The 26,267-nt window shown below is 61.3% G+C and carries 18 protein-coding genes; 7 read left to right on the top strand and 11 right to left on the bottom strand.

Annotated features, from left to right (window positions below):
• Positions 1-28: 28 nt before the first annotated feature.
• Together cybH and PQU95_RS04510 are read left to right on the top strand one after the other, a co-directional pair.
• Positions 29-733: a Ni/Fe-hydrogenase, b-type cytochrome subunit gene (cybH, locus tag PQU95_RS04505; RefSeq protein ID WP_272750886.1), complete on the top strand. Its 705-nt coding sequence runs from the start codon at positions 29-31 to the stop codon at positions 731-733.
• A gap of 145 nt (positions 734-878) precedes the next feature.
• Positions 879-1,160, top strand: a complete 282-nt coding sequence (locus tag PQU95_RS04510; RefSeq protein ID WP_272750887.1) for a HigA family addiction module antitoxin — start codon at positions 879-881, stop codon at positions 1,158-1,160.
• 3 nt (positions 1,161-1,163) lie between these two features.
• On the opposite strand, the gene PQU95_RS04515 is transcribed toward PQU95_RS04510, so the two are convergent.
• On the bottom strand, positions 1,164-1,598 hold the full coding sequence (locus PQU95_RS04515) for a hemerythrin domain-containing protein (RefSeq protein ID WP_272750888.1): 435 nt from the start codon (positions 1,596-1,598) through the stop codon (positions 1,164-1,166).
• A gap of 312 nt (positions 1,599-1,910) precedes the next feature.
• Entirely contained in the window at positions 1,911-2,771 is an 861-nt protein-coding gene (locus PQU95_RS04520) for a L,D-transpeptidase (protein ID WP_272750889.1), read from the bottom strand.
• A gap of 152 nt (positions 2,772-2,923) precedes the next feature.
• On the opposite strand from PQU95_RS04520, the gene rlmD reads away from it, so the two are divergent.
• The gene (rlmD, locus tag PQU95_RS04525) at positions 2,924-4,519 is read left to right on the top strand and encodes a 23S rRNA (uracil(1939)-C(5))-methyltransferase RlmD (RefSeq protein WP_272750890.1); all 1,596 of its coding nucleotides are present in this window, start codon (positions 2,924-2,926) and stop codon (positions 4,517-4,519) included.
• Between the two features lie 211 nt (positions 4,520-4,730).
• Here the strand turns inward: rlmD and PQU95_RS04530 are convergent, their stop codons facing one another.
• The 3 genes from PQU95_RS04530 to ilvD all read right to left on the bottom strand — a co-directional run bounded on the left by PQU95_RS04530 (position 4,731) and on the right by ilvD (position 16,250).
• Positions 4,731-8,363 (bottom strand): pilus assembly protein, encoded by a 3,633-nt coding sequence (locus PQU95_RS04530; protein ID WP_272750891.1) that lies wholly within the window; start codon positions 8,361-8,363, stop codon positions 4,731-4,733.
• 649 nt (positions 8,364-9,012) lie between these two features.
• Entirely contained in the window at positions 9,013-13,443 is a 4,431-nt protein-coding gene (locus PQU95_RS04535; RefSeq protein WP_272750892.1) for a pilus assembly protein, read from the bottom strand.
• Between the two features lie 950 nt (positions 13,444-14,393).
• Positions 14,394-16,250, bottom strand: a complete 1,857-nt coding sequence (gene ilvD / locus PQU95_RS04540; RefSeq protein ID WP_272750893.1) for a dihydroxy-acid dehydratase — start codon at positions 16,248-16,250, stop codon at positions 14,394-14,396.
• A 220-nt stretch (positions 16,251-16,470) separates the two neighbouring features.
• Between ilvD and lgt the strand changes: the two genes are divergently transcribed.
• Positions 16,471-17,265: a prolipoprotein diacylglyceryl transferase gene (gene lgt, locus PQU95_RS04545; protein ID WP_272750894.1), complete on the top strand. Its 795-nt coding sequence runs from the start codon at positions 16,471-16,473 to the stop codon at positions 17,263-17,265.
• A 10-nt stretch (positions 17,266-17,275) separates the two neighbouring features.
• On the top strand, positions 17,276-17,617 hold the full coding sequence (locus PQU95_RS04550) for a hypothetical protein (RefSeq protein ID WP_272750895.1): 342 nt from the start codon (positions 17,276-17,278) through the stop codon (positions 17,615-17,617).
• Between the two features lie 96 nt (positions 17,618-17,713).
• Here the strand turns inward: PQU95_RS04550 and PQU95_RS04555 are convergent, their stop codons facing one another.
• The gene (locus PQU95_RS04555) at positions 17,714-18,157 is read right to left on the bottom strand and encodes an Lrp/AsnC family transcriptional regulator (protein ID WP_272750896.1); all 444 of its coding nucleotides are present in this window, start codon (positions 18,155-18,157) and stop codon (positions 17,714-17,716) included.
• A gap of 121 nt (positions 18,158-18,278) precedes the next feature.
• Between PQU95_RS04555 and PQU95_RS04560 the strand changes: the two genes are divergently transcribed.
• A complete protein-coding gene (locus PQU95_RS04560) occupies positions 18,279-18,893 on the top strand; it encodes a LysE family translocator (protein WP_272750897.1) in 615 nt (204 codons plus the stop codon).
• On the opposite strand, the gene PQU95_RS04565 is transcribed toward PQU95_RS04560, so the two are convergent.
• Positions 18,890-19,780 carry a LysR family transcriptional regulator gene (locus tag PQU95_RS04565; RefSeq protein ID WP_272750898.1) on the bottom strand — a complete coding sequence of 297 codons (891 nt, stop codon included), beginning with the start codon at positions 19,778-19,780 and terminating at the stop codon, positions 18,890-18,892. The genes PQU95_RS04560 and PQU95_RS04565 overlap by 4 nt on opposite strands.
• A gap of 98 nt (positions 19,781-19,878) precedes the next feature.
• Here PQU95_RS04565 and PQU95_RS04570 point away from each other — a divergent pair, with 98 nt between their 5' ends.
• On the top strand, positions 19,879-20,883 hold the full coding sequence (locus tag PQU95_RS04570) for a YeiH family protein (RefSeq protein WP_272750899.1): 1,005 nt from the start codon (positions 19,879-19,881) through the stop codon (positions 20,881-20,883).
• Between the two features lie 52 nt (positions 20,884-20,935).
• Here PQU95_RS04570 and PQU95_RS04575 read toward each other — a convergent pair whose 3' ends face one another.
• The 4 genes from PQU95_RS04575 to ppx form a co-directional block, all read right to left on the bottom strand.
• Positions 20,936-21,106 carry a hypothetical protein gene (locus PQU95_RS04575; protein WP_272750900.1) on the bottom strand — a complete coding sequence of 57 codons (171 nt, stop codon included), beginning with the start codon at positions 21,104-21,106 and terminating at the stop codon, positions 20,936-20,938.
• Positions 21,107-21,191: 85 nt separating this feature from the next.
• The gene (locus tag PQU95_RS04580) at positions 21,192-23,534 is read right to left on the bottom strand and encodes a heavy metal translocating P-type ATPase (protein WP_272750901.1); all 2,343 of its coding nucleotides are present in this window, start codon (positions 23,532-23,534) and stop codon (positions 21,192-21,194) included.
• A 61-nt stretch (positions 23,535-23,595) separates the two neighbouring features.
• On the bottom strand, positions 23,596-24,660 hold the full coding sequence (gene corA / locus PQU95_RS04585; RefSeq protein ID WP_272750902.1) for a magnesium/cobalt transporter CorA: 1,065 nt from the start codon (positions 24,658-24,660) through the stop codon (positions 23,596-23,598).
• 103 nt (positions 24,661-24,763) lie between these two features.
• Positions 24,764-26,257 carry an exopolyphosphatase gene (ppx, locus tag PQU95_RS04590; RefSeq protein ID WP_272750903.1) on the bottom strand — a complete coding sequence of 498 codons (1,494 nt, stop codon included), beginning with the start codon at positions 26,255-26,257 and terminating at the stop codon, positions 24,764-24,766.
• Positions 26,258-26,267 lie beyond the last annotated feature (10 nt).

The raw sequence follows: 26,267 nt of genomic DNA on the forward strand, positions 1-26,267 counted from the left end.
GGGGGTGGCACAGACTCAGGAGCAAGCGATGAAAAGCTATGGTTTTGACGGCAACGCCCCGCAGGGGCTGGGCCGCAAGGTAACGTCGGTTTATGTGTACGAGGCACCGGTGCGGCTGTGGCACTGGGTCACCGTGCTGTGCATCATCACGCTGTCGCTCACCGGCTATTTTATCGGCAAGCCGCTACCCAGCGTGCCGGGCGAGGCCACCTTCCGTTATGTGATGGGCTACATCCGCTTTGCCCACTTTGCCGCTGGCTACGTGCTGGCGGTGGGGCTGGTGGGGCGGCTGTACTGGGCGGTGGTGGGCAACCACCACGCGCGCGAAATCATCCTGGTGCCGGTGTGGGACAAGGCGTGGTGGAAAGAATTTTTCTTCGAGATCCGCTGGTACCTGTTTATCGAGCGCTACCCCAAGAAATACATCGGCCACAACCCGGTAGGCCAGATCGCCATGGCCAGCTTCATCTGGGCCACGCTGTTCATGTGCGCCACCGGCTTTGCGCTGTACGGCGAAGGCACCGGCGATGGCAGCTGGGCGCATACCGCCTTTAACTGGGTAATCGTGGCCTTTGGCAACAGCCTGGATGTACACAGCTGGCACCGGCTGGGCATGTGGGCGATTTTGCTGTTCGTGATGATCCACGTGTACGCCGCCATCCGCGAGGACATCATGTCCAAGCAGAGCATGGTGTCCACCATGATCAGCGGCTTTCGCATGTTCAAGGATTAGGGCTGGCCGTGACGGCGTCTTGCTGTCACGCAGGCCCTGTAGCTACACGCCGGCCCGCCACGCGGTGCCGGCAAACGATAGTTGTAGAGTGTGTGGGTAAGTTGGGCCGGGGGAAACCCCGGCCATTTTTTCAAAGGTTGGCCGCATGGCACACAAAATCCTTACCGCCCGAACCCCCATGGCCCCGGGGCGCTTTTTGCACAGCCGCTTCTTGCGGCCTGCCGGCCTGACACAAACCGATGCCGCCTGCCGGCTGGGGCTGTCGCGCCGCCGCCTGAACGAAATCATCCAGGGCCATCGCGGCATTACCCCCGATACCGCGCTGCGGCTATCGCTGCTGTTTGGCCTGCCGCCGCGCTTCTGGCTGGACCTGCAAGGCGACTGGGACCTGGCGCAGGCACGGCGCAAGCTGCAGCACGCTGCCTGATACTCAGCCCCCGGCCGAAACACCCGGCCAGCGCAGCGCAAGCAGATCAGCCGTACCCAGCAGGCAAAACGGGTACAGGATGCTTTCTTCCTTGCTGTGGTGCAGCCGTAGCTGGCGTTGCAATACGCCAGCCAGCGGTGCGCATACGGCCACGTCACGCTGCTGTACCGCCTGGTACAGCGCCTCCATCAGGTCGCGCAGCTGCTCGTGCTCGTAGCGCATCACTTCGGTGGGCCCTTGCTGCTGGCCGTTTTGCTGCTCGTACAGCGGGTACAGCACCTGCTCTTCGTCGGCAAAATGGCTGTCCTGCTCGGCACAAAAATCATGGCAGGCTTGCTGTGCTTCTACCCAGCGCTGCTGTGCTATCCGGCTCTGCAAAGCCTGGAACAACTGCTGGCAATGCTGGTGTGTCTGTATCAGATAGTCTTCTGGTTTCATCGGGTATCCAGTGTCCTGGCCGCCCGTGCAGCACGGTACCGCATGGGCTGATTCCAGTATTGCACCGCCAGAGCACCACGAAATGACCCTGATCAAACACTGCCCCGCCTACCCGCAGAGCATGCAAAAAGCAGGCTGCACGGGGGCTGCTGGCCTGCGTCCCTGCCCGCCAGCTTACCCGGCGTAGCCATCTACCCAAGGTCAGCCAAGCCGTAGCGGCCTGCTCGCCGCAAACTGGCGTATGGCAACAAGCAGCCGCAAAAAAGCCCACCACAAGTGGTGAGCTTGGCCAGCAAACAGGCGTGATGGGTACTAGCTTGGGCTGACAACAGGCGCTTTGCTCTGCAAGGCACGCCCCTGCACCGGTACCGTCGCCTCCTGCTGCACCGGCTCCGGCTCTACGCTTAGCCAGCGCTTGATGCTAAGCCCACCGGTTATGGTAGCGGTGGCAACATCCTTGCACGACAGGCATACCGGCTTGCCGGTGCGTTCACGAATCGCCACATCCACACGGGCACCGTGCAGCACTTTGGACTTGTCGCGCTGCCATTCCAGCAGTGTATTGGCCAGATGGCGATAGGACGGGTCTTTCATGCCATAGATATCACGGTAGGCGGTGAGCCACAGCTCGCCGGCCTCGTCTTCGTTCAATACCAGCGGCTGGTAGGCGATGGTCACCTGGGCGCCATTACTCACCCAGTCGGCCAGGGCCAGCGCATTCTCGTTTTTCAGCCTTACACAGCCATGGCTACGTACCCCGGGTACGCTGCCGGGCTGGTTGGTGCCATGAAAGCCCAAGCCCAGACGCGGCTCGCCAAAGCGGATAAATACTTTGCCCAGCGGATTATCCGGCCCCGGCGGCACTTCGGTTTTTACCGGCTGGCCTTTCTTCACCATTTCCGCCTGAATGGACTTGGGCACATGCCAGGTCGGGTCACGGTGTATGCCGGTAATGCTGTAGCTACCGGTAGGCGTGCGCGTGATCTGCTTGCCCACCGCCACCGGGTAGCTGCGCAGCAACACACCATCCTGATACAGCAACACGCGGGTTTGCGGCAGGTTGACTACCAGGTGCTGGCCCAGAGGGGCAATGTCGACATCCGGTTCGGGGGTAGACGCCCATACAGTGCTACTGATGAAGGCAAAGAGGGCAAGGCTGGGCTTGAGTGTCAATTTGGTACTTTGAACAGGTTGCAATAGCAAGGATGGTAGCAGATGCAAGGCGATTTGTTGCATTGCCATGCGGCCAGCCGGACACCGTGCGTTTTGCTGTGGTTTCTGCGACAATTACCGCCTTTGCCAACGCATTTTGACTTTAAAAAACAATGACTCAACAGCAACAAATCGCCCAGATCGAATCCCTGGACCATGAAGGACGTGGTGTTGCCCACGTCGAAGGCAAGACAATATTTATCGAAGGCGCACTGCCTTACGAAGTTGTTACTTACAGCAGCTTCCGTAAAAAACCCAGCTACGAGAACGCAGTAGCGGTCGATGTGTTGAAAGACAGCTACATGCGCACCCAGCCATCCTGTCCGCACTATGGCGTATGCGGTGGTTGCTCCATGCAGCACGTCGAGTTTACCGCCCAGGTTGCCATCAAGCAGCGCGTACTGGAAGACAACCTGGCCCGCATCGGCAAGGTGCGCCCGCAAGTGGTGATGACCCCTATCGCCGGCCCGGCCTGGGGCTACCGCCACCGCGCCCGCCTGTCTGCCCGCCTGGTAGAGAAAAAAGGTGGCGTACTGGTAGGTTTCCACGAAAAGCGCTCCAGCTTCATCGCCGACATGAACGAGTGCCACATTCTGCCCAAGCACATCTCGGCGCTGATTACCCCGCTGCGCCAGATGATTTACCAGCTGTCCATCAATAACCGCATGCCGCAGGTAGAAGTCGCCGTGGGCTCGGACGTGGATATCCTGGTGTTCCGCAATATGGACGCCATCACCGACGCCGACGTCGCCATCCTGAAAGGCTTTTCCGACCAATACAGCCAGCCAGGCCGCCCGCTGCAAATGTGGCTGCAGCCCAAAGGCCCGGAAACCTGCTACCCCATCTACCCGCTGGACGCGCCACGCCTGACCTACCGCCTGGCAGACTTCAACGTGGAAATGCCGTACTACCCCACCGAGTTCACCCAGGTCAATCCGGACATCAACAACGTGATGGTCGCCCGCGCCCTGCGCCTGCTGGACCCGCAAGCCGGCGAACGCATCGCCGACATGTTCTGCGGCATCGGCAACTTCACCCTGCCTATCGCCCGTAGTGGCGCCACCGTACACGGTATGGAAGGCAGCCAGGCGCTGGTAAAACGTGCGGTAGAAAACGCCACCCACAATGGCCTGCAAGACAAGGTGAGCTACGAGATGGCCAACCTGTTCGACGTGACCGAAGAATCGCTGGCGGCGCTGGGCAAATTCGACAAAATGCTGATCGACCCGCCACGCGACGGTGCCATCCAGCTGGTAAAAGCCTTTACCGAAGAAACCGCCCCGCAGCGCCTGGTGTACGTATCGTGCAACCCGTCCACCCTGGCACGCGACGCCGGCATTCTGGTGCACACCAAAGGCTACACGCTGAAATCGGCCGGCATCGTGAACATGTTCCCGCACACCGGCCACGTGGAATCCATCGCCTGGTTCGAAAAAACCAGCCCGTGCATGACCCACGCCGAAGTGGCGGAAATGGAAGCACGCGAAGAAGCCGAGCGCGACGCCGCCCGTGCTATCGCCATTGCTGCCCGCGAAGTGCGTGAAATCCAGCTGGCCGAGCTGCGCGCCATCGAAAAAGCCGAAAAGCAGGCCGCCAAAGCCGCCCGCACCGCCGAGTTCCAGGCCCGCACTGCGGCCAACGCGGAAAAGCGCGCCGCTTTCGAAGCCCGCCAGGCCGAGGGTGACACTGACAGCGAACAGGCTGAGTAAACACCAAAGCGGCAGCTAAACGCTAAAGCCAAAAACTGAGGACAGCACCGGTTCACACCGGATGCTGTCTTTTTTTGTTGGCTGCTTCCGCTCAACACTGACAGGTCCTTTGCCTGATTGGGCAAGGGTTTGCGGGGGAAGAATTATCCAATCATTCCCCAAACCTGTGAAAAGGTTGGCCGCATTGGCAGATGGCTGCCGGCCGTGCTGCTTACGGGGTAATAATCTCGCGCCAGCTGACGCGGCTGACTACCCGGCTGGATGAGCCTAGCTGATTACATTCAATGGTACCGCTGACACCGGTATTGCATAGCACCAGCTTGTTTTTGTTGCCGGCGAGTGTTACCAGCAAAGAGCCACCATAATTCACGCCGGTAGACAGCGATTGCCGGTTTGCCTTGCTGTCGCGGCTGGTGACCCGGCCATCGCCATCGGTGTCCATCAGTGGCTTGTCGGGCGCTGTGCCATTACTGAGGCTGACGATGGTACGGAACGATGCTTCGCCGGCGGTGGAGCACTCCTGGCGCAGACGGATGCTATCCACCACCACCATATCGCTTTTCAGTACCGACAGATAAAACGGTGACGAAACCACCTGCTCGTTGGTGGTGAGCGGGATATACCACCCCTTCTGGTTGACTGTCATGCTGCTGGTAGAGGTGCGCGAGTAGCCGGAATCAGACGATGGCGCGCTGTGCGCCAACAAGCTACGCGGGTCACCCACGGCAACGCCGTTATCGTAAATGCCATAAATGGCATGGCCGGTAGAGGCCCGGTCTTGCTCGTCGTAATTGATACCGGTACCAAACACCACGACCTTCTGGCCAGCCGTGGTCTTCATCAGCACAGGGGCGGCAGTAATGGGCTGGCGGCTGCCCAGCGTGGTACCGCTCATGGTGTAGGCGGTAAACAGCGGGGTGGCACCCAGTGCCACGTTCCAGCTGGTGGGCGCGGCGGCGCTGATATCGAACTTCCACACATTACCGTTCAGGTCGCCGGCGTAGAGGTAGTCCACGGTGCCATTGCCATCGTCGTCATAAGTGCTGACATCGGTAATACCGTTGGGCACATACAGCGGGGTGGTAGAGGGTGCCACCGTTAGCTTGAAGTAATTGTCATTCAGTACCCAGGCCTGCCCGGCGGGCTTGTCCAGCATCAGCAGGAATACGCCCGCATTGGTACCCGTCTGGTTGATGCCGTTGCCCAGCACTGCCGCCCAGCGGCCATTATTCAGCTTTACCAGTTTGGGCAGCGTCATCATATTGCCCAGCGTGCTGTCATTGGCCGAGGAGAACTCCCAGCGTACGCTGGCCGCATTCATGCTGGTGGGAGTGGTGACGTCAATGGCATAGATACTGCTGCTGCCGTAGCCGTCTGCCTTGGTAACCCCGCGGCCCGACGCACCAATCAGCAGGGTGGCTGCCTGGTTATTCAGGCAGACGTCCTTGATCACCGGGCTACCATCATGCAGCCGTACGTACTCGTAGTCTTTTGCGGCCAACTTGGCTGCCTGCGGGTACACGGCAGAAGGCATGAAAGCAAACAGCTCTTTGCCCTGATCTGCCTTGACCTTGTCGCCATAATTGAAAATATGCAGGAAACCGTCATTGGCCGGTACGGCGTAAATGGACGGCCGTGCTTTTGCCGTTGCCGAAAACGTACCACAACCGCTGATGTCTACCGGTGCCCCGCCAAAGGCAACCTTGGCCAGCTCGATGGGCCCCAGGCGGGCGCTTCGGGTACGGTATGCCTTGCTGCCGTTATTACCGGCGTTGGTATTGTCGCCCATCAGGTAGGCCAGGCCATTGGCATTCATGCCGGTCTCGCCCTGCAGATAGCTGCTGGCGCTACTAAAGCTGATGCCTGTTTCATTGGTCTTGTTATAGGCGTAGATATTGCGGCCGCTGGCCGTGGTGCCCAGCTGCGCTTCCAGCTTGGCCTTGGTGCTCCAGTCCAGGGAAAGAGAGCTTGTGTTGAGCACATTATTGGTAAGCGTTACCTTGTACGCCTCTACATCACCATACCAATCGGTGCTGTCGGTGGACGAGCGCTCGAAGGTGGTGCGAAACATATGGCTGCCATTGTTGACATTATTGGTGCCGGATGACACCGCCAGGCCAGACAGCGACGGTTTCACTGCCAGGGCGGCGTAGCTGAAGGCACGGTTCAGCGCTTTTACCAGGGCTTCCGGGTTGTTGGCGGGGGCGTAGTTGTCCGGCACGCCGTTGGGAAACGCGCTGATGGTTTGCAGATCGCTGGACCATTCCGACTTTACGTTAGGTGTTTTGCTGCCGTCGTTATCTTCGAAGCCCCCCCACTTGGCCGCCAGGTAAAACGAGTTGGTGGTTTCTGTTTTGTACGAGCCGCTTTCCACCACGTCGATCATGAATGCTTTGACGTGCTGCTCGCCGGATTTGTCGCTGCGGATATCAAACACATTGCCCCAGTACGCCAGCGCGGCAATATAGCCTGGGGAATTGGTAGAACCGATATTGTCGGTGCCGCCGTTGCGAACAGTGCTGAGCAAGGTACTGACATTCAGGTCAGTATCATCGCTTGGTTTTCTAGGGGTACCCCAGGTAGAGCCTGGCAAGTCCACATCGCCGTGTACGTTGACATCACCCAGGTAGATGATGAAGTTGTTCTGGTCGGAGCTCTTGAGCGGGTCGTCCCAGTCGGTGATGACCGGAAAGCTGTCTTTCTGGCTATTGTTGGTGATGTTGGTGTAGGCGCTGAGGTTGCCCTTGTTACGCAAGTAGCGCTGGGCAGCGTAGTACAGCTCGGCTGCCGGGTCGTAAGACTTGTAGCCCCCCTCGCCAAAGCGGTTCAGATAGTTCACTACGCCGCTATTACTGACACTGCTATTGGTCGCATCGGTGGGGTCGGGGTTGGTGTAGAAAGCACCGGTTTTCGGGTCCCACTCGCGCCCCAGTTCAATGGTATTGCCGCCATTGGTGGTCACGGTCTGGTAGCAGCCCGGATATTTCAGCCGCGCGCGCAATACCCCACCGTCACGATCGTAACTGCTATCCAGCAAATAGCTGAACACCCCTACCCGCATGGTTTTTGCATACTTCTGGATCAAACCTTCCGGCTTGTAATCCACCACGCCGGTAGACGGCGTATACAGCGTGCAGTTACTACCCATGGCAAAGCTGCCGGACTGCACGCAAGCGCGCACATTCAAGTCGTAAAGCGTGGTGTCGCTGAACGACTGCCATCGGCTACCGCTCCAGCGCTGGTAAGTACGGGTAAGGTTCAAAGAAAACGGGTTGGCACTGGGGCGCGCCAGCGTAGTCCCCATGCTTTGATAGCTGTTAGTGCTGCTATGCCCGGATAGCAAAGGCAGGTAACCACGAAAATCACCATAGCTACGCGAAGCATCACCATAACCGTGACGAGAAAAACGCAAAATCGTCTTGCCGGTGATTTCTTTCACACGGTAACCGCCGGTCAGGGTTTTGCGGAAGATATCGGTAGCCGTACCGGTCGCCCAGTTCAGGAAGTTACCCGACCAGTAGCCATCGTTGCACGTACGATAGGTACTACTGTTTACCTTGCTTACCGGGTTGAAATAGTTCACCCCCGCAGCAGTGTCATTGGTGACATAGCTATAGCACAGGCCTGAGTCGAAATAACCCAGATACTCGCTACTGGTAGTGTAGTCAGTCTGATAAGCCCAGCCGGCAGTAGGAAACTCGATGGACAGTGCCAGCAGTACATTCGGGCCGTCGGTATCGCCCGTACCGGCTAGTGGTGACGAACTGGACGGTACAATAGCGTGAGCAGAACCCACCAGCATGCAAACGGCAGCAAACTTCAACCTTATAAAAGACATTGACATATCTAGCTCGATAAAATGCATGCAAGCATGCCAAGATGCTTTTATCGTAGTCGATAAAATATAAATTGAAAATACTTATAGAATGAAATTGCAAAAATATAAGAAAATACTGACAACTGCTCTTCTCGGTAAATCATCGATAAAATACTGTCAAACCATAAAGCTGGCACCACTCCCATTAAAAAACCTATGTAATACAGACTTTTTATAAACCATACCGTAAAGAATAAAAATTCCGACACCCTGGTGCCAGGGTTTCACACCGTCCTGATTTTAACTAGATGAATGCCCCTGCACAGACAAAGGGCCAGCAAGAGGCAAGACTGGAAACTGATGGCAAACCGCAACACGCCACGTACCACATGGCAGCCAATACTGAAAAGCGGCCATGACCCTTAGGCCGGGCACGGCTCCGGCAGCATGTCAACAAGCGGCAAAAATAGTGCCCAAGACTGATCGCAGCATGCGGTAGCACATACACTAAGGACAGCCCCGTTTTACAACGAGGGCTGTCCTTTTTTGCCACTTGCTTATGGCTTACTACATATGCCACCGCAAGCGGTGGCAGGCAAAGACGCCATTCAGGGCAGAGCCAGAAATACCGACCCGGGGCACCGCGAATAAAGTGAAAAGCGGTTATTAGCAACCATTAGTCACTGATGACCTCACGCCAGCTAACCCGCGTGATAACACGCGAAGAGCCGCAAGCAACCGGACCGATCACGTTGCCGTTATAGCTCAGGTAGCACTTGTTACCCTGCTTGAAGGTATTACGGCGAAGCAAACCATAAGAACCCGCCAGTGACAGGCTACCGGGGCCGCCAATACCGCTGGCCAACTGGCGCGCCTTGGCTTCGGTGTACCCGCGGGCGATCAGCTGGGCCACCAGTGCGTCCACCTCGGCAGTGGCTGGCGGGTTGATTACCCCAAGCAGAGGTTTGCCGGTAAGGCTGAAGTTATCGTATGGATAGGTGACGTACTCGGACTCGCAGGCATCGGTACCCGATTTGCGGTAGTCGGTTTCAAAGATGACTCGGGTTTTGCCGAACACCTCCAGGTTCACCACGTTTTCCAGCGGCAATTCCAGATCAATATAGAAACCCAGCTTGTAACTGGACAGACTATACGAGGTCTGGCCGTCGACACTGAGTAGCGTACGATCGCCACTGGTGACACAAGCCGCATTGTTTAACGCAGAACCGGGATACGTCAGCGTGCCATAGTCAAACACGTGCCGGGTTTTCGGCATGGTGGTAGCAGGAAAGTGCTCAACACCTACCGCAGCCAACTCGCTACGGTTGCAGATATTGCCGCCAAAGTCCCAGATGCTGTATACGCTACGGGTAGTGGACTCGCCGGTACAACCTGCAGCGTCCTTATCGCAGGATTCCAGGAACTTGCCACCGGAAAACGTCAGCACCAGGTTCGGCTTGCTAGCCGTGCGGGTCAGGCTGAGTGTAGGGTGTTGTGACAACTGTGGCGCCAGGATCACCGGCTGTGCCTTACCATCCGGGCCAGTAGCCACAAAGATACTGCTCGCACTCCATTGATCCTTGTCGCTATTGCTGACATTAAAACGCCAGATATTGCCCTTGAGGTCGCCAGCGTAAATCAGGTCTACCTTGCCGTCCTTATTAAGGTCGTAATACGAGAAATCGGAAAGCCCGTTGGCACCGCTGGTGTCTTCCACCACCATTTTCTTGTAGTTGGCCGCAGCCCAGCTACTGCGCGCATTGACGGGCAGGAAGAACATGGCTGCCTTGCCTGCACTGCTGTTGTAGCCATTGGGCGAGACCACGTACCAATTGCCATCATTCAGCTGCAGTATCTGCGGCTGGGCAAAAGTCAGACCCAGGTCGCTATCGTTCGACGAAGTAAACTCCCACTGCACCACGTCGTTGGCCTTGCTCTCCTGCAGGTTGCCAGGCGTGGTGACATCCAGCAAGAACAGGCTGCGCCCCCCGCCACGCAAACCTCCCGCCAGCAAGGTTTTCCAGCTGCTATCGGCCCAGGCAGCACTGCTGTGCAGCTGGCCATCGACAAAGTAGCGGTGGCTATAGCCCTGCTCGGTCAGGTCGATCAATGGCGACTGCCCCACAGTGGACGACAAAAACACCTTGGGAATGAAGGCAAAGCGCTCTACCCCGCTGGCAGCATCAAAGCCATGCAGCATGCCATCATTGGCGCCCACGTACAGCATGGGGGCTCGGGCTTTGTTGTTGTTGTAAAAACTGGTGTAGCTGCTATCGCTGCGAAAGCCGCTAACCGGCGCGGGAACGTAGGCGCCACGGGAATGCAGGATGTCGCCCAGCTTGGTACGGCTACGCACGCGGAACTTGCCGGTGGTAGTGCCTTCATTGCTGGCACTCCCGCGCAGGTAATCGACGCGATTGGTGGCCACGCTGCTTGTCTCAAAGCTTTCACGCAGTGACGGCAGCAGGTTATAGGCTGGCAAGCCCAGGCTGTCTACCGTAAACGGAATCGCTTTTACCGTGCTATGGCTGACCCCGGCAATAATCTGCCGGCTGCCACTGGCCGGCAGCAATTCGGCCGCCGACCACAGTGTGGTGGCAAACTTCTTCTGCGTCGCATCGTACTTCCTGGCGATCAGGCTACCCGACCAGTCGGCAGAGTCGTAGCCGCCAGTATATTCTGCAGTGTCGGTTTCCAGCTTGCTGCCACTACCCACGGCCGGTACCAGAAACGGCGCCTGCTGCTGGATAGTATTGAAGATGCGGTCTAGCTGCTGCTCCAGCCTCAAGGGGTTGGTAGCGGAAGCATAAGCATCCGGCGTACCGTCGCCGTCGGCGTCCCACTGGCTGTTGTCCAGCAGTGCATTAGGGTCGCTGCCCGTCTTGGCATCGGTGTAGCCACCATACTTGGCCATATACCATAGCGGCGACTGCAGCTGCTCAACCGTGGCCGCGCCATTGCTGACGGTGAAAACGCGGTCGAAATTTTCCGGCAGAATAAGGCAATTGCTGCGGCGCGGGCTGTTATACAGGCCGTACAGCAGGCCATAGTAAGGCTGGCTGGTAGCAATGCACTCGTTACTGGTGCCTTTATAGCCATTGAAATCCTGTGCATACGGTTCATTTTCCTTTTCTCGTATCACCAGGTAAGGGCCACCCTTGTTGCCATCGGTGGCGCCGCTGAGCGGGCTGACACCGGAAATGATGAAGCCGGCGTAAGTCTGCGCGCCGTTGGCCGCGTAGAAGGTATCCACCTTGACGCGCACCGTACTGCTACTGTCTTTGCTGATGCGGTAATCCACTATGTGGTCGACGTCCCAGTCGCTACCGTCTTCGGAGTTCTCGAAATTCACCCGGAAGCGATAGCAATTGGGCCAGGCGCAGCTACTGTCACTCTTGAACAGGTAGTAATCCACGATGGACATCGTATTAGCGTCGGAACGTGCATACGGAATGAAGTTCACCGTCTGCTGGGGGAACTTCAGCTCGACCCTGGGCAAAGAGTTGGACAGGGCGATGGCAAAGGTACGAATGGCAGGCTTGCTTTTGCCGGCCGGCACCGCCACGTCCACCAATGGCTTGGTTCGGGCGTAGTAGGCAGCCATGGCACCATAGAAACCGCCCTGGCGGGTAGGCTCTTCCGGCGAAATGCCACGCACGTTGAACGAGCTGGCCGACTTGCCGGTAGGCAAGCCCACGCTGCTACTGCTGCCGTTGACCTGGCCGATCATGATGGTTTTCATCGCACCGGCAAATTCCTTGTTCCACAGGGTGCTGGCCAGGGTGTTCACGTCAAGATCACTCATGCCGGACTCGGTCGCCATGCTTTCGAACGGCGAGCCAGGCAGTTTGCTGTCAAACGACGATACCGCATCGCTGACCACGGTAATGAACGGCTTGGAGCACCAGTACTTGCCGGCGTACGGTTTGTAGCTGGACCAGTTTTCCAGGAAATTGATGCCGATATTGTTCTTGTCGATGGTGCTGCTGCTGCCTGCCGTGAAGTAAGTCGGGCCACTCTTGCCGGCGTAATAGCGCAGCGCCTCGTAATACATCTCGGCCAGCGGGTTGCCCCAGTTACCATCCCCACCACTGTTGTAACCGCCGCTATTGGGCTTATAGATCATCAACGCGTCCAGCGTCTTGACGATGCCGCCGGCGGCAAAGTCGCCATTAGCATCGATCTCGCTGGCAAAACGGCGCATGCCCACGCGCAGGGCAGCACCGCTCTTGGGGCTGGCATAAATACTGGTAAACAGTGCGAACTCCATATTGTTGTCCACACTGTATTTGTGCAGCAGACCGGTAGGCTTGTAGATACTGCCGTACAAGCGGCAGTTGGCATTCCGGCCCAATGCCACGGCGGCCTGCAGGTCATAGCTGGTGCACGACACTACCTTGGCTGTCATACCCACCATATCGGTGAAGCGGTTGTTGTTGAGGTTGCCGTTGGTTTCACTACTGACCCACTGGGTAATGTCCATACCACTGCTGGCCGACGCCACCTTGATGACGGGCGTCGAGCCGTCATCGGCATTGGCGAACACCAGCGTATGCCCCAGGTCCAGCCGGCTCTTGATGGTATTGCTGGCCCCTGACGCGCTGACACACAAGTTGCTGTTACCGGAATCGTTACAGTAAGCCAACGTGCCAAGCTTGAAGGCGGATGGCACGTAATCCAGCAGGCTGCCCTGGCCTGACAAGTCGGCGGTAAGCTGCTTGCCCCAGGCATGGGCATCACGTGGCACACGGGAGCGTACCAGCACAGCCGTGCTACCCTCACGCTGGCCACCATACAGTGACTTGCGCAGCACATCTGCACGCGACATGGCCACATAATTCAGCAGGTTGCCAGACCAGTAGCTGCCGCCGCATTTCTTGTCGGCGGTGTACTGCATTGCCTCGAAACGGCTGTTGGTGGTGGAGTAGGCATAGCAGACGTTACTGTTGAAGTAGCCGTAGTAATCGATGGACGGCTTGAACTCCACGTCGTACACACCATCGTCGTCCAGGTCGGTAGCATCGTTGTAGGCTTCAACGAACATATTGCGATCGCGGCCAACGACCAGTACGTTCAGTGGTGGCTGCGAAACAGAGGCACCTACCATAGGCAGATTGGGGACCACCAACGCTGCCGCAGGCAGTATCTGGCACGCCACTATTAAATATTTAAAACCATTGAATAATATTCGCATTTTAAACACCACCCCAAAACAAGCCAAAACTCTTTTGATTTGAATACAACCAAAGTACCGGAATAATAAATTATAGCCTGCCAATTCACAGCCAGGCCTATCTTAAATAAAAAAACCACCACCAACCATGGTTACCGCCACTCCGATGCTCGCTCCCACACCATTTCCCTACCGTATTTATATTGCCCTATAACAGCTATTCATTAAAATCGTATAGCCACAATTGATACCAACGTAGCGGACGAGAACGATCACAAGAAATCAAATCAGGTACGGGCACACTCTGCGGGCCAGGCTGATGGCCATCCGCAAGCATAACAAGAAGTCCCTCAGCCATCAGCCATTTGCGGCAAGCACATGGCAAAACTGTGCATCCGCAAACAAGCTATAGCGCTGCGTCCTCCCGGCCAAAAGCGTGGTGGCCTTTGCCGGTACTCAAAAGCAAACCTTGCCAAGCAGATACTAGCAGACTGGCTACCCAGTCGCCCGCCTGCCCCATAGCGCTGGCTGGGTAGGCGGCGGCGCCATGGCGTGGAACGCATGGCGTACACGTGCAGTGGGAGCTGGGCGGATACCGCACTCACCAGCATCAACATCCGTTCTGGGTAGATGGGGATGACGGTGGCACATGCCGCCACACCACAGCCAGCGGCGCACTAGGCTCAACAGGTACCCGCCCGCAACAGGGCACCACCCTTGCAACACCCTCTGGCTACCACCACGGCACAGTAATGGTACTGCTTGCCAGGAGGTCTCACCTACCCAGCCGCAGACAAGACAAACCCCGCAAATACTGCTAGCGGGGTTTGTCTTTGGCACGGCAAAGCAGGCTAGTTACCCGCAGTCATACAGCGCGCTGATACTTACTTGCGCTCCACCTGCGACACATCACGCACCGCGCCGGTATCGGCGCTGGTGGTCATGGCGGCGTAGGCGCGCAGCGCCGGGCTCACCACGCGCTGGCGCTCCAGCGGCTTCCAGGCCTGCGTACCACGCGCCTCCTGCGCGACGCGGCGTGCGGCCAACGTTTCAGCGCTGACGGCCAGCTGGATACCACGGTTGGGGATGTCGATCTCGATGGTATCGCCCTCTTCCACCAGGCCGATGGCGCCGCCTTCGGCAGCTTCTGGCGACACGTGGCCGATGGACAGGCCGGAGGTACCGCCCGAGAAGCGGCCGTCGGTCAGCAGCGCGCAGGCCTTGCCCAGGCCTTTGGATTTCAGGTAGCTGGTGGGGTACAGCATTTCCTGCATGCCGGGGCCGCCTTTCGGGCCTTCGTAGCGGATGACGACTACGTCGCCGGCCACTACCTGGTCGGCGAGGATCGCTGCCACGGCGTCGTCCTGGCTTTCAAACACGCGGGCGCGGCCGGTGAACTTGAGGATGGAATCGTCCACGCCAGCAGTTTTCACAATGCAACCGCGCTCGGCGATATTGCCGTACAGCACGGCCAGGCCGCCGTCCTGCGAGTAGGCGTTGGCCTTGTCGCGGATGCAGCCTTGCGCGCGGTCGTCGTCCAGCGTCGGGTAGCGCATGCTCTGGCTGAAGGCGATGGTGGTAGGCACGCCACCTGGCGCCGCGCGGTAGAAGCGGTGCGGCTCGCTGTCCGGGCCGTGGCGCATTACGTCCCAGTCCTCGATACCGGCGCCCATGCTGGCGCTGTGCACGGTAGGCACGTCGCGCTGGATCAGGCCGGCGCGGTCCAGCTCGGCCAGAATGGCGATCACGCCACCGGCACGGTGCACGTCTTCCATGTGGTACTTCTGCGTGGCCGGCGCCACCTTGGACAGGCACGGCACGCTACGCGAGATGCGGTCGATGTCGGCCATCTTGAAATCCACACCGGCTTCGCTGGCAGCGGCCAGCAGGTGCAGCACGGTATTGGTGGAGCCGCCCATGGCCACGTCCAGGCTCATGGCGTTCTCGAACGCGGCCTTGGTGGCAATGCTGCGCGGCAGTACGCTGTAATCGTCCTGCTCGTAGTGGCGCTTGGTGATCTCCACGATCAGGCGGCCGGCTTTCAGGAACAGCTCCTTGCGGTCGGCGTGGGTGGCCAGCAGGCTGCCGTTGCCCGGTAGACTCAAGCCCAGCGCCTCGGTCAGGCAGTTCATCGAGTTGGCGGTAAACATGCCGGAACAGGAACCACAGGTCGGGCAGGCGCTGCGCTCTACCTTGTCCACATCGGCGTCGGACACGGCACTGTTGGCCGCTTCCACCATGGCGTCTACCAGGTCCAGCTTGCGGATGTCGTTGCCCCACTGCACTTTGCCGGCTTCCATCGGGCCGCCGGACACAAATACCACCGGGATGTTGAGGCGCAGCGCAGCCATCAGCATGCCGGGGGTGATCTTGTCGCAGTTGGAGATACACACCAGCGCGTCGGCACAGTGGGCGTTTACCATGTACTCCACGCTGTCGGCGATCAGGTCTCGGCTGGGCAGGCTGTACAACATGCCGCCGTGGCCCATGGCGATGCCGTCGTCCACGGCGATGGTATTGAACTCTTTGGCGACGCCACCGGCACGTTCGATCTCGCGCGCCACCAGCTGGCCCATATTGTGCAGGTGTACGTGGCCGGGCACGAACTGGGTGAAGCTGTTGGCAATGGCGATGATGGGCTTCTGGAAGTCTTCGTCCTTCATGCCGGTGGCGCGCCACAGCGCACGGGCACCGGCCATGTTACGGCCTGCGGTAGAGGTCTTGGAGCGGTATTGCGGCATGGCTTTATCCTTTGGGTCTCTTTGCCTGCGCCACATGGGCACAGCCTGAATCTTGTCCTGTTTGCGCGCATCGCCGCTTCTGTGAGCAGCTGGCAGGAACTTCCGGGTGCGTGAAGTTTCTGTTAATGGCACCATCCCGTCATGATCGCGTCGGGACGCCACCTGGCGCTTTCCGTATAATTTAGATCTTCCTTTTACCGCAAACGCACATTACTGACAAATGCTGATCCATCCTCAGTTTGACCCCGTCGCCATCCACCTGGGCCCGCTGGCCGTGCACTGGTACGGCCTGATGTACCTGTTGGGCTTTGGCCTGTTCCTGTGGCTGGGCAATCTGCGCGTGAAAAGCCAGCCATGGAGCGGCTGGAGCGCCAAGGACCTGGACGACTTTCTCACCTGGGCAGTACTGGGTGTCGTTGTCGGTGGCCGCTTGGGCGAAGTGCTGTTTTACCAGCCCGGCTACTACCTGCAACACCCGGCCGAAATCCTGATGGTGTGGAAAGGCGGCATGAGCTTCCACGGCGGCTTTATCGGCGTACTGGTGGCCATGGCGCTATTTGCGCGCAAGCAAGGCAGCCGCTTCTGGCAGGTAGCCGACTTTGTCGCCCCGCTGGTGCCCACAGGGTTGGCCGCAGGCCGTATCGGCAACTTCATCAATGGCGAATTGTGGGGCCGCGTGGCACCGGCCGACCTGCCGTGGGCGATGATTTTCCCGCGCGTAGACATGCTGCCGCGTCACCCGTCGCAGCTATACCAGGCGCTGCTGGAAGGCCTGGCGCTGTTCGTCATCCTGTGGCTGTTCTCGGCGCGCCGCCGCCCGGTGGGCCAGGTGTCGGCGGTGTTCCTGATCGGCTACGGCAGCTTCCGCTTCATTGCCGAATACTTCCGCACCCCGGACGCCGGCATCTTCGGCCAGTCCGACGTGATCAGCATGGGCCAGTGGCTGAGCCTGCCGATGATCGTGGCCGGTATCGCGCTATACCGCTGGGCGGCACGCCAGCCGCAAACTGTTTGAGGAGCCTGCGATGAAAGCCATCGTTCCCCTGCTGCTGTGCAGCCTGCTGGCCGGCTGCGCCACCTACCAGTGGCGCCACGGCGACGGCACCCGCAACTTTGACGCCGAGAGCTACCCATGCAAGCAGGAGGCCGCCAAAGCCTTCCCGCCGGACATGCGCGAACGTGTGGCGCGCGCCGCGTCGTTCCAGCCGCCACGGCAAATCTGTGCGGCCAACAACCAGTGCACGTGGACGCCGGGCTACTGGGAGCCGGAACGCCGTGAAAGCTACGACGCCAACGCCGAGCAGCGCGAGGACATGTACAGCAGCTGCATGAAAGCCAAGGGCTGGGCGTACATCCGCGTTGATTAAGCGGCTGCGGCCAAGGTTGGCCGCAAAGCACAAGGCCCTGCCATGCGGCAGGGCCTTGCTGTTTTGTGTGGCACCACGCTGCCCGGCCGCCACCGCCTAACGCGGCGGGCACACCGGCCGCGCCGACAGCGGCGTGGACAGAATGATGCTGGTGCGCGTCTCGCCCAGATCGTTCAGGTGCGACACCAGTAGCTCCAGATGCTGCACGTCGCGCGCCAGCACGCGGAACACGTAGGAATCCACCCCGGTAACATGGTGGCACTCCTGTACCTCTGGCATGGCGGCCAACCTGTCCAGCAGCGTTTTCTTGGCCGGCTGCGGCACGGTAATGCCCACCAGCGCCGACAGCGCATACCCTGCCTTCAGCGGCGCCACCACCGCGTGGTAGCCGCGTATCACCCCCGCCTCTTCCAGCCGCTTGACGCGCTCCGACACCGCCGGCACCGACAGCCCCACCGCCTGCGCCAGCTCGGTCAGCGACTGGCGGGCATTGTCCTGCAGCGCAGCCAGAATGGCCCACGATTTGGTATCTACTTCCATTTGTTAAGCCCTTCTGCCGTTTGGCCTGATTTTCTTAAGCCAGCATAGCGCATCGCCTGCATCACGGCATGGGCATCGGCACCGCGCCACGACACACTATGCAGCAGCAAAGGAGAACACCATGAGCCTGTTTCTGGAAGCGGCCGCCATCGGGCTGGCCATTGCCGCACCGGTCGGCCCTATCGGCCTGCTGTGCATCGAGCGCACGCTGCGCCGCGGCCCCGCCACCGGTTTTGTTACCGGCCTGGGTGCCGCCAGCGCCGACGGCCTGTACGCCAGCGCCGGCGCCGCCGGCATGGGCACGCTGCTGTACACCCTCAGCACCATCGCCACGCCGCTGGCGCTGGCCGGTAGCGCGTTGCTGCTGTACATGGGCGTGGGCACGCTGCGCCGCGCTGCGGCCAACCATGCCGCCCGCGCCAGCGAAGGCGGCGGGCTGCTGGCAGCCTACCTGTCGGCATTGGGGCTGACGCTGAGCAACCCGATGACCATCCTGTCGTTTATCGCGGTATTTGCCAGCCTGGCCGGCGGCCAGCACGCTACGCCGGCCGACGCGGCGCTGATGGTGGCCGGCGTGTTTACCGGCTCGGCGTTGTGGTGGCTGCTGCTGGCCTACGGCGGCGGGCGCTTGCTGGCGCGGCTGGGGCCGGCCGGGCAGCGCCGCATCAACCAGCTGTGCGGCGTGCTGCTGATCGGCTTTGCCGTGCTGATGGCGTGGCGCACGCTGGCCGGCTAGGTGCCGCTAGCCGGCGGCAGGTCATCCAGCTGCAGAAAGGCGCGCATGCTGCTGCCGGGCGCCTTGTCGCGGTGGCGGACGCACCACAGGGTGCGCTGTAGCGGCGGCAAGGCGGTCTGTAATGGCACCAGCGCGCCGCTGTCCAATAGCTCCGCCACCACGCGGCGTGACAGGCAGCTCACGCCCAGCCCGGCCGCCACCGCACGCTTGATGGCCTCGGAATCGCCCAGCTCCATTTCCACATTCAGGCTGCCCAGGTGCGGCAGCAACACGCGCTCCACTTCCTCGCGAGTGCCGGAACCGGCCTCGCGCAGCAGCCACGGCGCCGCCGCCAGCTCGGCCAGGCTCACCTGCCGCCCGGCCAGCGGATGGTTGGCCGCCGCGAACACCAGCAACTCGTCCTGCTGCCACGGCTGGCTGTGCAGCGCCGGGTGGTGGCACGGGCCTTCGATCAGCCCGAAGTCGGCTTGCAACGCCGCCACCGCCGCCACGATGTCGCGGGTATTGGCCACCTGCAGGCTGACGCGACACTGCGGCCAACGTTGCCGCAAAGCGGCCAGCCGCTGCGGCAACAGGTAGTTGGCAATGGTGGTACTGGCCCCCAGCCGCAACGACAACGCCGCCTCGCCAAACAAATCCTGCAGCGCCGCGGCTTCGTCCAGCAGCGCCCGCGCCCGTGGCAATAGCGTGCGGCCGTGTTCGTTCAGCTGCAGGCCACGGCCGATGCGGTCGAACAAGGGCACGCCCAGCGCCAGCTCCAGCTGCGCCAGCGCCTGGCTGGCGGCCGATTGCGACAGCGCCACCTCGGCAGCGGCGCGGGTCACCGACTCGCAAGCGGCCACGGCGGCGAACACTTCCAGTTCGCGCAGCGATAGTTTTAGTGCCATGATTAATCGGTTTTAGTGATTGGTACGATTCATATTATCTGTTTTACCACTGAATAGCAGCCTACTAAGCTTGGCTTATTCATGGAGGTAATAACGATATGAAAATTCTGGATAAGCAACACGGCCTGCTGCTGGCACTCGCGCTGGCGCTGGCCTCGCTATGGCTGGCCACCCTGCCGTGGCTGGCAGAGCACGGCGTATCCGCCCTCACCGTGGCCATGCTGCTGGGCATGCTGGCGGCCAACCTGGGCCCGCGCCATACGCGGCCGGCCCCTGCCACACTCGCATTCTGTAAAACCACGCTGCTGCGTGCGGGCATCGTGCTGTTCGGCCTGCGCCTGACGCTGGGCGAGCTGGGCCAGCTAGGCCCCACCGTGTGGCTGATCGACGCCGCCGTACTGGGCAGCACCTTCGCGCTGGCGCTGTGGGCCGGCCCGCGCCTGGGGCTGGACCGCGAAAGCAGCGTGCTGATCGGCGCCGGCAGCGCCATCTGCGGTGCGGCCGCGGTGATGGCGGCACAGCCGGTGATCCGTGCCAGCGGCGAGCGCGCCAGCCTGGCAGTGGCCGGCGTAGTGCTGTTCGGCAGCGTCGCCATGCTGCTGTACCCGGCGGCCTACCCGCTGCTGGCCAGCCTGGGCGTCAGCGATACCGCCTACGGCATCATGACCGGCTCCACCCTGCACGAAGTGGCGCAAGTGGTGGCCGCCGGCAAGGCGGTAAGCGACCAGGCAGCCAACGCCGCCGTGCTCACCAAAATGCTGCGCGTGATGATGCTGGCGCCGTTCCTGTTGCTGCTGGCCGCCTGGTGGCAGCGCCGCCAGCCGCAGGCGGATAACCAGCGTGGCCGCATCACCATCCCGTGGTTTGCCTTCGGTTTTGTGGCGATGGTGGCGCTGAACAGCAGCGGCTGGCTGCCGGCCGCCGTGGTGGCCCCGCTGCAGCAGCTCACCACCCTGCTGCTGGCCACCGCCATGGCCGCGCTGGGGCTGGACACCCGCGCCAGCGCCATCCGCGCCACCGGCTGGCAACCACTGCTACTGGCCGGGCTGCTGTTTGGCTGGCTGATGTTGGGCGGTGGGCTGTTCAACTGGCTATTGGGGTGAGGGGCTTAAAAGTGGTAGCCCGGATACGCCGCAGGCGCATCCGGGTAAATGGCTACCAATAAAAGTAGGAATACAGCGTAATGCCCAGCAGCGAGATCACCAGAATCACCACGATCCAAGGCTTATTCAGCCTGTGTTCGAGGTAAGCCGGCAACAGTACCGCCAGCAGGAAGCGGGCTAGCCCGAGCAATACGCCAACACACCAGTCAATGACATTACTCATCCTGCTCCCCTTTCAGAAAGGCACCCGAGCCAGTAGCCTAACCTGCCTCCCCGGATGCTACGGTCGCTACCTGGCACACCTCTCATCACCGCCAGCGCCGCAGCAGCAGCGCGTTGCTCACCACCGACACCGAGCTGAGCGCCATGGCCGCGCCGGCCAGTACCGGGTTGAGCAGGCCCAGCGCGGCCAGCGGGATGCCCAGCACGTTGTAGACAAAGGCAAAGAACAGGTTCTGGCGGATCTTGTCCAGCGTGGCGTGTGCCAGGCGCAGCGCGTCGGCCAGGTGTTGCAGGTTGCCGTGCATCAGCGTGACATCCGCCGTGTCGATGGCGATATCGGCCCCGGCACCCATGGCAAAGCTGACGTCGGCCACCGCCAGCGCCGGGGCGTCGTTGATGCCGTCGCCTACCATCGCCACACGGCGGCCAGCGGCTTGCTGGCGCTGGATATAGGCGGCCTTGTCCTGCGGGCGCTGGCTGGCGTGCACCTCGGCAATACCGGCCTGGGCGGCGATGGCGTCGGCGGTGGCCTGCTTGTCGCCGGTCAGCATCACTACCTGCACGCCCAGCGCCTGCAAGGCGGTGACGGCAGCGGCCGAGCTTGGCCGCAAGCGGTCGGCCAAGGCCAGTAGCGCCAGCGGTGTATCGCCTTCCGCCAGCGCCAGCACGGTCTTGCCTTGTGCGTACAGCGCGGCGGCCTGCGGCGGCAGCTGGCCCAGCGCCCATTGCGGTTCACCCAGGCGGTAGGCCTGGCCGGCAATCTGGCCACACACGCCGTGGCCGATTTCGGCAGCAAAACCGGCCACATGCGGCAGCGCCAGCTGGCGGGCTGCCGCCGCCTGCACGATGGCTTGTGCCAGCGGGTGCTCGGCGCCCTGCTCCAGCGTGGCGGCCAGCGTGAGCGCCGCGTCGGGCTGGATATCGGCAAGCGCAATGATGTCGGTCAGTTGCGGCTTGCCTTCGGTCAGGGTGCCGGTTTTGTCTACCACCAGCAGGTCGATGTTGGCCGCGTGCTGCAAGGCGGCGGCGTGGCGGAACAGTATGCCGCGCCGCGCCCCCACGCCCACCCCCACCATCACCGCCGTGGGCGTAGCCAGGCCCAATGCACACGGGCAGGCAATCACCAGCACCGCCACCGCGTGAATCAGCGCCTGCTGCCAATCGCCCAGCCACCAGGCGGTGGCCAGCAGCGTGAGCGTGGCGATGGCCAGCACCACCGGCACAAAGATGGCCGAGATGCGGTCGGCCAGCGCCTGGATCGGCGCCTTGCTGCCCTGCGCCTGCGCCACGGCACGCACGATGGCGGCCAGCTGCGTGGCCTGGCCGACGCTGGTGGCGCGCACCTTCAGCATGCCGCCCGCGTTCTGGGTGCCGGCGTACACGGTATCGCCTTCGCCGCGCGCTACCGGCAGGCTTTCGCCGCTGAGCGCGCTTTCGTCCAGCACCGCGCTGCCCGCCAGCACGGTGCCGTCTACCGCCAGCCGCTCGCCGTGGCGTAGCACCACCACATCGCCGGGCAACAGCTGGCCGATGGCCACTTCGTGCAGCTGGCCGTCGCGTTCTACATTGGCGGTTTTGGGCGACAGCGCCAGCAGCGCCTCGATGGCACCCGCGGTGCGCCGCTTGGCGCGGCTTTCCAGCAGCTTGCCCAGCAATACCAGTGTGATCACCGATACGCTGGCCTCGAAATACACGTGCTGGCTGTGGTCTGCGGCCAACGTTACCCACGCCGACAGCAGCCACGCCACGCTGGTGCCCAGCGCCACCAGCACGTCCATATTGGCGGCCCCGCTGCGCAGCGCATGGTAAGCACCACGGTAAAACCGCCAGCCGACGATGAACTGCACCGGCGCCGATAGCGCCAGCTGCCACGCACGCGGCAGCCAGCCGTGGTGGCCACCACCTAACATAGCCACCATCTCGCCGGCAAAGGGCAGCGTCAGCAGCAGCGCCAGCGCAAACCAGGCCAGCTCGCGGCGCTCGTCGTGCTGCGGCGTGGCCGGTGCGGCATCATCCAGCACACTGGCGCCAAAGCCGGCGCCCTGCACCACGGCCACCAGCTGCTCGGGGTTATACAGGCCGCAGGCAAAGCGCAGCTGCGCGGTTTCGCTGGCCATATTGACGCTGGCCTGCACGCCGGGCTGGCGGTTCAACACTTTCTCGATACGTTGGCCGCAGGCGGCGCAGCTCATCCCAGAAAGCACCAGCGTCAGCACCGTGTCAGGCACGGTAAAACCTGCACGCGCGATGGCGTCCAGCACCTGCTGCGCAGTGGTTTGCACCGGGTCGTAGTCAAGGTCAGCACTCTCGCTGGCAAAGCTCACGCTAGCGGCCACGCCAGGCAGGCGGTTCAGCACTTTTTCGATGCGCAATGCGCAGGCGGCGCAGCTCATGCCGCTGACGGGCAGGTGCAGATGGGCGGTATTCATCGGGCGTTACCAGTAAGATGATAGCCTTATCTTATACCCCCAAGGGGTATTCAACAAGCCGCTACAGCCAGCGCCGCCGCCAGAAGACAATGCCCAGCCCCAGCGCAATGGCCGCCATCAGCCCAATGGTGTAGTAGTAGCCAAAGTGCCAGTGCAGCTCGGGCATATTGTCGAAGTTCATGCCATAGATACCGGCAATCAGCGTTAGCGGCATGAAGATGATGGTAATCACGGTAAGCACGCGCATCTGCACGTTCAGGCGGTTGGACTGCGCCGACATGTACAGGTCCAGCATACCGCCAATGGCTTCGCGCGCCGCCTCCAGCGACTCGATCAGGTGCAGGGTGTGGTCGAAGGCATCGCGCAGGTAGACCATGGTGTCGCGCTGGAAGAAAGCGTAATCACCACGCACCAGCGTATTGAGCACCTCGCGCAGCGGCACCAGGGCGCGGCGCAGGCGCATGGCGTCCTGCTTCTGGCGCTGGATGCGCGCCAGGATGAAGCGGTCGTGCCCGCCCAGCACCTGGCGGTCCAGGTCTTCCACGCGGGCGTTGAACTGGTCCAGCACGCCAAAGTAGTCGTCGATGATGGCGTCCAGCAGCGAGTAGCCCAGGTAATCTGCCCCCAGCTGGCGCACCAGGCCGCGCCCTGCCTGCAGCCGCTCGCGCAGGCTGGTGAATACCCCCAGCGGCTGGGTCTGGAAAGTCAGCACAAAGCCACTGCCTATCACCAGATACACCTGGTCGTGCACCAGGCGCTGGCCTTCCTGCTGGTAGCGGTACACGCGGGTGGCAATAAACAGGTAGCTGCCGTAATCGTCTACCTTCGGCCGCTGGCGAGTGTTGGCGATGTCTTCCAGCACCAGCGGGTGCAGGCCAAAACGCTGGCCGATGGCTTGCAGTACGGCGGGGTCGGTCAGGCCGTACACGTTGAGCCACAGGTTGGGCAGCTGTGCGCGATGCGCCAGCCCTGCTTCTACGGTGGCAAAGCGCGTCTCCAGGTAGTCGTCGGCCGTGTATTCCACCAGCGAGATACTGCTGGCCACCGCCCCCTCTGCTGCTGCGGCCAGCGTGCCTGGGGCATCACCCAGCGTGGAGTGGCGCTGTTTCTGCTCGGGGTGGCGCATGGCAATCCTTTTCTAGACCTTGATACGTGACAAAGCCGCACCGAGGTGCGGCAAGGCTGGGTGCCAGCGGCGTACGCCGCGGCGGTTCATGCGACCCGCGGTACTAGTCGCCGCGCAGCTCCAGCGCCACGCCGATGGCTTTCCACTGCGCGATTTCCTGACGGAAGGCCGCGGTGGTGAGCGGGTTGGCCGCCAGCCAGTCTTTGCCCACGGTCAGCGCGTAGCCGTTCATGGTGGGCGTCAGGCCATGCACGGCGTTGATGTCCAGCTCGTTGCGGCTGCGGTAGAACAATGCGGCCAACCTGAGCGACAGCACGGCAGGCCACAGCGCCGGGTCGGCAACCTCTTTTACCATCTTGCCCATATCGCCGCGGTGGCCCAGCACGATGGTCGCCAGCGTGCTTTGTTCACGGCGCGAAAAGCCGGGCATGTCGGCATTGGTCAGCACATAAGCCGAATGCTTGTGATAGGCAGCGTGGGCGATGGTCAGGCCGATTTCGTGCACTTTGGCCGCCCAGATCACGCGTTTGAGCATGTCCGGGTCCAGCGCGTCGCCCGACACCAGGCGGAACAGGCGTTCGGCCAGGCCGGACACCCGCTCGGCCTGCGGCACGTCTACGTGGTAGCGGCGCTTGAACTGGGTAATGGTGGAGTCGCGCATGTCTTTTTCGCGCTGGCGCCCCATCAGGTCGTACAGCACGCCGTCGCGCAGCGCGCCGTCGGTCACGATCATCTGCTCGATGGCCAGCGACTCGAAAATGGCAATCATGATAGCCAGGCCGCCCGGCAGCACCGGGGCGCGGTCGTCTTTCAGGCCATTGATGCGGATGTCTTTGGTGTGGCCGCAGGTAATCAGGTCGTCGCGCAGGCGCTTCATGCCGCGCAGCGTGATCTCGCCATTGCTCCAGCCGTTGGCTTCCATCATGTCGCGCAGCGCACGCGCGGTACCGGAGGTGCCTACCGCCAGCTGCCATTCGCTGGCCGGGTACTCGTGCACGATGCGCTGGATTTCGTTGCGCGAGGCCAGCTCGGCGTCACGAAAAGCGCTCTTGCTGATCTTGCCATCCACAAAGAAGCGTTTGCTGAACACCACACAGCCCAGCGGCAGGCTTTCAGTCACGTGCGCCTTGTAGCCGCTGCCGATGATGAACTCGGTAGAGCCACCGCCGATATCCACGACCAGGCGGCGCTCTTTGGTGGCCGGCAGGCTGTGCGCGGCGCCCAGGTAAATCAGGCGGGCTTCTTCGCGGCCGGCAATAATTTCGATGGGGAAGCCCAGCAAACGCTCGGCTTGCACGATGAATTCGGGCGCATTTTTCGCCACGCGCAGGGTGTTGGTACCCACCACGCGTACCTGCTTGGGGTCAAAGCCGCGCAGGCGCTCGCCAAAACGGCCCATGCAGGCCAGGGCGCGCTGCAGGGTTTCACTATCCAGGGTTTTGTCGTCTTGCAGGCCACCGCCCAGGCGCACGGTGTCTTTGAGGGAATCCAGGGTATACAGCTGGTCGTCTACCACGCGGGAAATCTGCAGCCGGAAGCTGTTCGACCCCATATCTACGGTAGCCAGCACGTCAAACGGGGGCTTAACGGAGCTCAAATGTCACCCC

This window comes from Vogesella aquatica, from assembly GCF_028548455.1.
Taxonomy (GTDB): domain Bacteria; phylum Pseudomonadota; class Gammaproteobacteria; order Burkholderiales; family Chromobacteriaceae; genus Vogesella; species Vogesella aquatica.

What these genes read in the sequence shown, in the direction of transcription:
- PQU95_RS04515 (WP_272750888.1), bottom strand. Translation starts at nt 1,598, where the DNA reads ATGAAACCAGAAGACTATCTGATACAGACACACCAGCATTGCCAGCAG.
- corA (WP_272750902.1), bottom strand. Translation starts at nt 24,660, where the DNA reads ATGCGCCACCCCGAGCAGAAACAGCGCCACTCCACGCTGGGTGATGCC.
- cybH (WP_272750886.1), top strand. Translation starts at nt 29, where the DNA reads ATGAAAAGCTATGGTTTTGACGGCAACGCCCCGCAGGGGCTGGGCCGC.
- PQU95_RS04555 (WP_272750896.1), bottom strand. Translation starts at nt 18,157, where the DNA reads ATGGAAGTAGATACCAAATCGTGGGCCATTCTGGCTGCGCTGCAGGAC.
- PQU95_RS04550 (WP_272750895.1), top strand. Translation starts at nt 17,276, where the DNA reads ATGAAAGCCATCGTTCCCCTGCTGCTGTGCAGCCTGCTGGCCGGCTGC.
- PQU95_RS04565 (WP_272750898.1), bottom strand. Translation starts at nt 19,780, where the DNA reads ATGGCACTAAAACTATCGCTGCGCGAACTGGAAGTGTTCGCCGCCGTG.
- PQU95_RS04580 (WP_272750901.1), bottom strand. Translation starts at nt 23,534, where the DNA reads ATGAATACCGCCCATCTGCACCTGCCCGTCAGCGGCATGAGCTGCGCC.
- rlmD (WP_272750890.1), top strand. Translation starts at nt 2,924, where the DNA reads ATGACTCAACAGCAACAAATCGCCCAGATCGAATCCCTGGACCATGAA.
- PQU95_RS04570 (WP_272750899.1), top strand. Translation starts at nt 19,879, where the DNA reads ATGAAAATTCTGGATAAGCAACACGGCCTGCTGCTGGCACTCGCGCTG.
- PQU95_RS04535 (WP_272750892.1), bottom strand. Translation starts at nt 13,443, where the DNA reads ATGGTAGGTGCCTCTGTTTCGCAGCCACCACTGAACGTACTGGTCGTT.
- PQU95_RS04510 (WP_272750887.1), top strand. Translation starts at nt 879, where the DNA reads ATGGCACACAAAATCCTTACCGCCCGAACCCCCATGGCCCCGGGGCGC.
- PQU95_RS04575 (WP_272750900.1), bottom strand. Translation starts at nt 21,106, where the DNA reads ATGAGTAATGTCATTGACTGGTGTGTTGGCGTATTGCTCGGGCTAGCC.
- ilvD (WP_272750893.1), bottom strand. Translation starts at nt 16,250, where the DNA reads ATGCCGCAATACCGCTCCAAGACCTCTACCGCAGGCCGTAACATGGCC.
- PQU95_RS04530 (WP_272750891.1), bottom strand. Translation starts at nt 8,363, where the DNA reads ATGTCAATGTCTTTTATAAGGTTGAAGTTTGCTGCCGTTTGCATGCTG.
- PQU95_RS04560 (WP_272750897.1), top strand. Translation starts at nt 18,279, where the DNA reads ATGAGCCTGTTTCTGGAAGCGGCCGCCATCGGGCTGGCCATTGCCGCA.
- lgt (WP_272750894.1), top strand. Translation starts at nt 16,471, where the DNA reads ATGCTGATCCATCCTCAGTTTGACCCCGTCGCCATCCACCTGGGCCCG.